Origin of the sequence: Neptunomonas marina (assembly GCF_004005935.1) — a bacterium.
Lineage (GTDB): Bacteria > Pseudomonadota > Gammaproteobacteria > Pseudomonadales > Balneatricaceae > Neptunomonas > Neptunomonas marina.
On record NZ_SACQ01000003.1, the window covers coordinates 363283 to 371624 of the forward strand.

Here is an 8342-nt window from a genome sequence, read left to right on the forward strand (position 1 = left end):
AAACAACTATTTAGACGACTCAACCATGTAGGCAACTGCATCTTTAACTTGTTGATCACTAAGGTCAACTCGGCCTCCTTTCGGTGGCATGATGCCACTCTCGCCCGAAAAGCCATTAATCGCATGACCCATCAGAACGTCCATTCCCTGCTTGATGCGTGGAGCCCAAGCACTCGCATCGCCAAATTTTGGCGAACCGGCGATTCCAGAGTTATGACATGCTTGGCATGCATTGTTATACACGGATTGGCCAGCTAGCGCAGCATCCGACAGCGGTGCTGGCGCTTCAGTCGCGGCTTGCGCTGCACCCTCATGGCCAGAGGCCGCTTTCCGTTGATGCTCTTTCTCACGCTCAAGCTCCTCTTGAGCCTCATGAGAGGCAGCGGGTGCATCAGCCCCTTCAATGAAATGCCCAACAGGTGTAATACCTTGCAATGTTCCAGTAACAACGAGCTTAGCTGGGTCGGCACAGTCTTTCATGCAACGAGCATTTTTAACATCTGGCCGCGTATCAACAAAGAAGCCCTCTTGGTTGGGCATCTCGATCGCCGCTAGGTTTTCATCCGTAAGAACAAACTCCTCATCTACAATCTCGTTGAGGTAAAGCACATAAGCGGTTAACTGGTAAGTTTGTTCATCGGTCAGCGATCGTGGTGCAGTGAATGGCATCGCACGACGAATATAGTCAAACAGAGTTGAGGCATACGGCCAATAGGAGCCCACCGTTTTGACTGGACGGTCATCGGTCAACGTATCTTGGCCACCGGCTAGCACCGGCCAACGCCCTTCCCCTTCACCAAAAAGACCATGACAGGTTGCACACAGTTGCTCATAAACCGCTTCTCCATCAGCAACGGAGCCTTGTCCTTTAGGCAACCCCTTGCCATCAGGTCGAATATCAATATCCCAACCTGCGATCTGCTCAGGTGTTGCGGTCTCGCCAAAACCAAACTTCTCACCTGCATGCGCCGATTGACCAACACTAAAGGCAAGCGCACCAACAAGAGATGCCACACAAACGGCCTTAGGTAATTTGAACATTTTTAACCTCCCCGTTTGCAGCCACACTCCAGGTGTGGATTGAGTTTTTATGGTAGATCGAGTTGCCGCCACGCGCTTCACGCAGCTGTTTAAGTGTTGGTTGGACGTAACCCGTTTCATCGATAGCACGCGATTGCAGCAGCCAAGGCTGACCATCCCACTTGGTGACAAAGCTGAAGCGAGTCAGTGCTTTCGAGAGCACGAGCCCTTTAAGGTTTGCTGGCTTCCATGTCACACCACCATCAAACGAGATATCGACCTGTTTGATACGGCCGCGTCCTGACCATGCAATCCCTTCGATCTCGAGAAAGCCTTTGCGCACGATGGGATGCTCAGGACAAGGTGAAGTAATAACCGAGTTGGTTTCTTGTACAAAGCTGAACTTACGCGCCTTACCATCGGGCATGAGGTCCGTATATTTGGAGGTCTCTTCACGGTGATACCACGGCTTGTCTCCGATCTCTAAACGGCGCAACCACTTGATCGATGTGTTGCCTTCCCAACCCGGATTAATGAGACGTAGCGGGTAGCCTTGCTCTGGGCGCAGCATCTCGCCATTTTGCGCATAAACAACAATGGTGTCGTCGAGGGCTTTCTCAAGCGGGATAGAGCGGCTCATGTGAGAGCCATCTGCACCCTCAGCTAGAATCCACTTGCCCTCAGGTTTAACGCCGACTTCATCAAGTAGTACACGCAGCGGAACACCCGTCCACTCGCAGCAACTCAGCATGCCGTGAGTAAACTGCAACGCTTCCATCTGTGCACCTTTCCACTCCATACCGCCGTTTGCTGGGCACTCGATAAATTTAATTTCTGAAACCGACGGGAAGCGCATAAGATCTTCCATCGTGAAGATAATAGGGCGCTCTACCAGCCCATGAATCATCAAGCGATGCTCATCTGGGTTAATCTGTGGAACCCCAGCATGATAGCGCTCAAAGACCAGCCCATTGGGGGTGATAATACCTTTAAGATCTTGTAGCGGAGACATCGAAATAGAGGAGATGGACTCAGCGGTCAACCAGGGTACGGTACGCCGAACAACATGACTTTCAAACTTAGACGGCTGACCATAGGGGTACTCAACAACCCCATGCCCAAGCATCTTCCCCCATTGCGGTTCCATCGGAGGTAAATTCGATGTATTGGCTACCGCATTACCTGCTGTTACGGCGCTTGCCATGCCGCCAACAGCCATGATGCCTTTTTTAAGAAAATCGCGCCGATCGCGCGTAGATAGGTGTTCTGACTCTGCAGCTAACTGCGCTAATAGCTCGCGTGTCCCCGAACCTTTTATTATTCTGGACATTAACGCCTCCAATGTGCCCTCACCGCGTGCGGTTATAATTATTTTTGTTATAAAAGTATACGTATTAGTTATAAGCAACTATTCGACAATCGTCTAGCCGACCATCAATCGAAACGCGCCTACATATAACAATTAAGGATAAGCATATAACCGAAACAACATTAACAGATACTAATGCAATGGCAATAGGAATTTTAGCTCTCACGACTTTTGCATCAGAGCATCGGCTTTTGTGAGCTTGCGATAAAGCGTTCGCTCACTGACGCCTAACTGTTCAGCCAGCTGCTTCTTATTTCGAGGATATAGGGATACTAAGTGTGCCAGATAGCGCGACTCTAGCTCATGCAATGGTACGACCGTACAACCAAACTGCTGCTCAGTAGGCAATGGCTCAGTACGGTTAGCGCACTCGCGAGGTAAGTGAGCAATATCAATGACATTATCATCCGTGAGTAACATCCCCCGCTCCAGAATATTACGTAGCTCACGAATATTTCCGGGGAAGGCGTAAGCCGCGAGTGCCTCAAGCGCTCGAGCAGAAAGGTGGTACCCACTCCCCTCAGGAATCCGCTTCAATAGCGTTTCTACCAGCAGCGCAAGATCTTCGCCACGTTGTGACAAAGAGGGTAGCGGAATGGGAAATGCACTCACACGATAATAGAGATCTTTACGGAACGTGCCGGCTTCAATCATGTCAGGCAGGGCTTTATGAGTTGCGCACACCAAGCGGAAGTCGGCTTTATGTACCGTTACGCTGCCTACTCGTCGATAGGTTCCTGTTTCGATTAAGCGCAGCAACTTCACCTGCAACGCAAGCGGTACATCACCCAATTCGTCAAGAAACAAGGTGCCGCCGCGCGCCGCTTCTACAAGGCCTTCTTTACTGCTAACAGCGCCGGTAAAAGCGCCTTTTTCATGACCAAAAAGTTCACTCTCGAATAACGCTTCACTTAATCCGGAGCATTCGACAGTAACGAATGGCATCTGTTTTCGACGGCTCGCCTGATGTATCGCTTGCGCGACAAGCTCCTTCCCAGTGCCAGACTCGCCGAGCAGCAACACGCTAATATCACTAGGTGCGGCGCGATGAACAAGCTCTAACATCGCCATAAACGCAGGCGAGCGGCCCACCAACCCTTGCTCTTCAGGTGAAGCAGCGGCCTCTTTGACAACCTGCATCTTTTCAAGATAACAGCTGACCCGTCCTGAGTTATCAGTGATGGGAATCATTTCAACATCGACATGCTCTTCACCATGGCGCGTGTTGTGAAGGTGCAACACTCGCTGACGCCGCCCGGTTCGCTGGCATTCCCGCAGCGGACAGGACTCACCTGCTTGATCGCAGGGAACGTCGTAGTGGTGAGAGACCTCGTAGCAATGGTGGCCCACTACAGCATCACTGCCTTTGTAGTGCGCAATATAGGCATCGTTAGCGGCAATAATTTTGTAGTCAGGTGAAAGGATCGCAGCTGGCTCCTCTAACGCTGCTAAGATGCCTGAAAATTGAGAAACCGTTTCCACTGCTGTCACCTCTTCCGTCGATGCCGTTATGCTAATCGATCTGAAGCACAGAGGAAATCGCTACGAGTGTCGCCACTTGGGATGTCGCTTTTCAATAAAGGCCGCAATACCCTCTTGCGCATCATCTGTTTGCATATTATCGACCATCACTTGGCTGCAATGCTCATATGCCGACTCAAGCGTTAAGTTGCGTTGCTGATTAAAAGCTTGCTTACCGATCGTTAGCGTTTTGCGAGATTTACTCGCTATCAACTGAGCCACAGACGCCACATGACTGTTTAACGTCTCATCCTCAACATGCTGATTGATCAAGCCCATTTCAACCGCACGCTCAGCGCCGATCAGTTGACCTGTAAGTAGCAGCTCCATCGCATGCTTTGGCTGGACAGCACGCGTTAATGCAACCATAGGTGTTGAACAAAATAATCCAATGTTGACACCGGGCGTACCAAAACGCGCACTTTGCGCCGCAAATGCCAGATCGCAGCTCGCCACGAGTTGGCACCCCGCCGCTGTTGCTACGCCATGCACCTGAGCAATCACAGGAACGCTCAAATTAACTATGGTCTGCATCAGTGTGGAACACTGTTTAAATGTTGTTTCATTGAACTCCGTACTGTCAGCAGCAATCATCTGCTTTAGATCGTGTCCGGCGCAAAAACCTTTCCCCGCTCCGGCAATCACAACAACGCGTACGGACTCGTCACTATCGTAATTAACAAGTGCCTCTGTCAGCGCCGTCATCAGCTCCATCGAAAGGCTGTTATACGCATCTGGACGACAAAGCGTCACGTGAGCGACACCATCTACGATAGATTCTTCAATAAGTTGAGACATATTCACGACTCCTAAACTAAAAAAACCAAGCTATCAGAGTCGTTCAAGGGAGGATGCTAAACTTTAGTTGCACTTGAAGCCGCACCAAGGCGGTGCAGGCGCCAACTCGATAGCAGCATTGTAGAGAGGCTGATGTAGAGACTCACAAGCACTTTGGCGATCTCTTTATCAATGGTTTTCTCGCTATTGGCTTTAGAGTTTTCAGCATAGAGGTGTTCAATTGCCGCTAGCGAGTCCGCACAGCCAGATACGATATCTTTGACAACTTTAGCATGCTCTCTGTCAGGGCTTATCTGCAGCGCGTGCTCTGTTAGTGTTACCAGTTGTGATAATGAACTACGCCTTGGATCGGGGAAAACTTTGAGCTCTTTCAGCAACTGATAACACAACGCAGTGATATCTTGCTGCATCGCATCAACGGCAAGCTCTGGTTCCTTATCAACACGTTCCATCAACTCGTTCCAACGAGAAAACAGAACAACTTCATTTAACTGCTCAATCGCAGCATCATCCGCAGCGGCTTCTTGCGGACTGAAGCGCTCTAAAAACGGTTGAAACTGATCGAGGATAGCGTCCCGGCGCTCTTCATGCGAACCAAAGCCGTATTTCATGCTCTGCCAAACACTAGACAAGTCACCGTGGTTAATAACGATTCGCGGTAAGAATGCACCGGCTTCTTTGTGCTGCATAAAATATTGACGCAGCTTTTGGTAATCGAGCATGTTCACAGTGCGGCCTGTCACGTGCGCGATCAAAAGGTTACGCAGATACTCTGCTCGTTTGAATAGCTTTTCTCGGTCTTCGCTCATACGCCCTCTCAAGCGCCTTCATCAATAGCAAGTTAACCGACCATCACAACCCTAAGGGTGACAAGTTGCTGTTGCTTTAGAGCTACATCCGTGTTTGCGGTTAGTTGTTTTTTAACACAACTAACCGTTCAAAACCAATGACTAAATATCGGCGCGACGTTACAGCGACAGTATATCGATTGCCTGAGGCTCGCTTAGCCGCGATTCTCCTAGCGAAGGATCAATACCATGAGCAAAGCCCAACGCTAGTCGTTTGAAGTCAAAGAGTTCTGTATCCGCTAAGTGGGATGGCACAACATGCTGTAGGGAACGAAACATCGTTTCAATACGCCCGGGGTGTTGTCGGTCCCATGATTGCAACATTTCCTTGATGACTTGGCGCTGAAGATTCTCTTGAGAGCCGCATAAATTACAAGGAATGATAGGAAAGGTTTTCAACTCCGCGTATTCGGCAATATCTTTTTCACGGGCGAATGCCAACGGCCGAATCACCATGTTCTTGCCATCATCAGAGACCAGCTTAGGCGGCATCGCTTTCAACTTACCGCCGTAAAACATGTTTAAGAAGAATGTCTCGAGAATATCGTCGCGATGATGCCCTAACGCGATTTTATTGGCGCCTATCTCATCAGCAAATCCGTATAGCGTTCCGCGACGTAGGCGCGAGCAAAGTCCGCATGTCGTTTTGCCCTCGGGAACAACCTCTTTGACGATCGAATAGGTATCACGCTCAACAATATGATGCGGGACACCCAAAGCCTCAAGGTACTCGGGCAAAATATGTTCAGGGAATCCAGGTTGCTTTTGATCGAGGTTAACTGCCACAAGCTCAAACGATATGGGCGCACTACGTTGCAGGTTTAACAAGATATCCAGCATAGCGTAGGAATCTTTGCCGCCAGACAAACACACCATGACTTTATCGCCATCCTCGATCATGTTGTATGCCTCAATCGCCTGCCCAACTTCACGGCGCAAGCGTTTTTGCAACTTGTTTAAACGTGTTTTGGTTTTGCGCTCTTCGTTTGTCGCGATCTCTTCTGCTTGCATGGGAGTCTAGCCTGAGGTGTTAAAAAACGGCGATTTTAGATCAATTTTTTGGTTTTTTCTAACTCATTACACACCAAAACAACAAAGCCCGGCCTAAGCCGGGCTTGAAGTCCAATCGTGTTATGAGCGTTAGTCGGTAATGATCTGGTCGTTATTCACCAAATCTTGGAGCGTAACGCCCGTCACATCATCCAATACGATCGTTTGCTCAACACTACCGCCACTGCCTTGCGGACGAATTTCGATAGTCGTATCGGTACCGTTCGTCGAGACAGAGAGGTAATCAGAGAGTGGATTACTCTCTTCTCCAACCAACAGGTCAGAGAGGTCAAGCCGATCACCAACACCCGGACCACCAATCGTGAAGTTATTGATCGTATCTGTTCCGCTTTCTCCATCAAGCCAAACAAACGTGTCCACGCCACCAGTGCCATCGAGGATATCGTTGCCAGATGTACCATCTATATTAACGCTACCCGGTGTACCTTGCGTACCCACAACAGTGAGCGACACATCGGCATCGTCCGTCGCGCCATTGGCGTCTTCAATACGATATGTGAAGTCGACATTGCCAACCTCACCAACATTGAGGCCTTGGTTACCCGAGTTGTATGTCAGGGTACTACCACTGATCGTCACTGTTGCGCCATTCGCATCGACAACAGCACTACCTGTCGTGACTAGTTGGCCATTCACATCAACAATACCGGCAAAACTGAAAGCATCACCCTCAGGGTCTGAGTCATTAGCCAGCAAATCATTCACTGATAGCGTTAGGTCATCACCCTCAGCGGCTTGGAAGCCACTCGATACTGTCGTTGCTGAAACACCTTGGACAAAATAGTCAGAAGCGTCACCGCTGCCCGTTGTATCCCGGCCATCTCGGTACTCTGTCGCTACAAACTCAATACGGTTAAACACGTAACCCGCTGGTGCGGTGATCGTGATCGTGCCACCGTTGCTAGAACTTCCGAAACTAAATTCATCACTTGCCACAACCCGCTGATTACCCGCATCATCGACGACATAAGCGATCCAGCCCCCTTGCTCGGTATGGACTTGTCCATTTACAGACTCAGTTCCATACAGTCGAGCAATATCAACTTCTGCCGATGTCACAAAATCATCGTATGTAAATACGAGCGACTCTGAGGTATTGGTTGCCGTGTCATATTCGAGCTGCGGCGGGTTTTGACGATCATCATCAGAATCCGGCGTGCCCGCGACACCGAAGCCGAACGAGGAGTGTCTTACGATTGTTCCGGCACTACCATCTGCGTTAAAGGCTTCAACGGTTACCCCCTGTGCCGTCCATGATCCGCCATTCGCGCCAACATAAACAAAACCATTGGACGAACCACCATCATCATTGGCAACAACAGAGTTGTTGGTATCAACCACGTTAAGTGAGACCGTAGCTTCATTCGACACATTGCCGCCCACATCAGCGATTGTGTACTTAAAGCTATCAGGGCCGGTGTATCCGCTTGTTGGTGTATAGGTCACAGTACCGTTGCTGTTGACCACCAGTGTGCCGTGGTCCGGCTGCTGTGTGATCACGATGCTGGTGAGGTCTAGGCCGTCGTCCACGTCGTTGTCGTTGCCCGCCAGATCTAGGGTCACTGCGGTGTCTTCCGCGGTGCTGCCGCTGTCATCGACGGCCACCGGTGGATCGTTATCCGGGGTCACGGTGAGGTTGACGGTCGCTGCGTTGGAGACGTTACCTGCCGCATCCGCAATGGTGTATTGGAAGCTGTCCGGGCCGTTGTAGTTGG

The 8342-nt window shown here is 50.1% G+C and carries 7 protein-coding genes; all 7 read right to left on the reverse strand.

What is annotated here, in order from left to right:
• Positions 1 to 6: 6 nt before the first annotated feature.
• Complete coding sequence (locus EOE65_RS09295) at positions 7 to 1041, reverse strand: c-type cytochrome (RefSeq protein WP_127694023.1); 1035 nt, start codon at positions 1039 to 1041, stop codon at positions 7 to 9.
• Entirely contained in the window at positions 1025 to 2350 is a 1326-nt protein-coding gene (gene soxC / locus EOE65_RS09300; protein WP_127694024.1) for a sulfite dehydrogenase, read from the reverse strand. The genes EOE65_RS09295 and soxC overlap by 17 nt, the downstream gene beginning before the upstream one ends.
• Before the next feature lie 201 nt (positions 2351 to 2551).
• The gene (locus EOE65_RS09305) at positions 2552 to 3871 is read right to left on the reverse strand and encodes a sigma-54 interaction domain-containing protein (protein ID WP_240656957.1); all 1320 of its coding nucleotides are present in this window, start codon (positions 3869 to 3871) and stop codon (positions 2552 to 2554) included.
• 60 nt (positions 3872 to 3931) lie between these two features.
• Entirely contained in the window at positions 3932 to 4708 is a 777-nt protein-coding gene (locus EOE65_RS09310) for an enoyl-CoA hydratase (RefSeq protein WP_127694026.1), read from the reverse strand.
• Between the two features lie 56 nt (positions 4709 to 4764).
• On the reverse strand, positions 4765 to 5517 hold the full coding sequence (locus EOE65_RS09315; RefSeq protein WP_127694027.1) for a hypothetical protein: 753 nt from the start codon (positions 5515 to 5517) through the stop codon (positions 4765 to 4767).
• Positions 5518 to 5676: 159 nt separating this feature from the next.
• The gene (gene ttcA, locus EOE65_RS09320) at positions 5677 to 6567 is read right to left on the reverse strand and encodes a tRNA 2-thiocytidine(32) synthetase TtcA (protein ID WP_127694028.1); all 891 of its coding nucleotides are present in this window, start codon (positions 6565 to 6567) and stop codon (positions 5677 to 5679) included.
• A gap of 129 nt (positions 6568 to 6696) precedes the next feature.
• Positions 6697 to 8342 (reverse strand): tandem-95 repeat protein (locus EOE65_RS09325; RefSeq protein ID WP_127694029.1); only part of this gene is annotated, 1646 nt, incomplete at its 5' end.

Coding starts and splice junctions, on each gene's coding strand:
- EOE65_RS09295 (WP_127694023.1), bottom strand. CDS start 1,041: ATGTTCAAATTACCTAAGGCCGTTTGTGTGGCATCTCTTGTTGGTGCG.
- soxC (WP_127694024.1), bottom strand. CDS start 2,350: ATGTCCAGAATAATAAAAGGTTCGGGGACACGCGAGCTATTAGCGCAG.
- EOE65_RS09310 (WP_127694026.1), bottom strand. CDS start 4,708: ATGTCTCAACTTATTGAAGAATCTATCGTAGATGGTGTCGCTCACGTG.
- EOE65_RS09315 (WP_127694027.1), bottom strand. CDS start 5,517: ATGAGCGAAGACCGAGAAAAGCTATTCAAACGAGCAGAGTATCTGCGT.
- ttcA (WP_127694028.1), bottom strand. CDS start 6,567: ATGCAAGCAGAAGAGATCGCGACAAACGAAGAGCGCAAAACCAAAACA.